The organism is Mesorhizobium sp. M8A.F.Ca.ET.021.01.1.1 (genome assembly GCF_003998025.1).
Lineage (GTDB): Bacteria > Pseudomonadota > Alphaproteobacteria > Rhizobiales > Rhizobiaceae > Mesorhizobium.
On record NZ_RZSJ01001096.1, the window covers coordinates 1 to 537 of the forward strand.

Annotated in this window: 1 protein-coding gene; it reads right to left on the bottom strand. The window is 64.4% G+C overall.

Going from position 1 to position 537, the window contains the following annotated elements; all coding sequences use genetic code 11:
- Positions 1 to 537 (bottom strand): Mur ligase family protein (locus EOA36_RS36780; RefSeq protein WP_245464587.1); only part of this gene is annotated, 537 nt, incomplete at both ends.

The window sequence follows — 537 nt, forward strand, 5'->3', positions numbered from 1 at the left end:
GGTGATGGCCGTAGTCGTCGAACACGTCGACACCGTTCCAGGATCCGGTATGGGTGAAGCGGCGCTTGACGCCGGCGAAGGACGACAGGCCCTTCTTGATTGCCTCGGCCGACAGGCCGAGTTCGTGCGCGACCGCGATCGCGGCCGTCGCGTTGGACACATTGTGGCGGCCAGGCATCGGCAGGCGCAGGCCCGCTATCGTCGTCTGGCCGCGCCCCTTGCGGTCGCGGATGATCACGTCGAACTCCGAGGTCGCTCCCGCCATGCGGTGGTTGGTGAAGCGCACGTCGGCCTGAGCGTTCTCGCCATAGGTGATGACGCGCCGGTCCTCGATGCGCCCGACCAGCGCCTGCACTTCCGGGTGATCGGTGCACATCACGCCGAAGCCATAGAAAGGCACGTTCTCGACGAACTGGCGGAACGCTTCGCGCACATTGTCGAAGTTGCCATAATGATCGAGATGCTCGGGATCGATGTTGGTGACGACGGCGATGTCGGCAGGCAGCTTGAGGAAGGTGCCGTCGCTTTCGTCGGCTT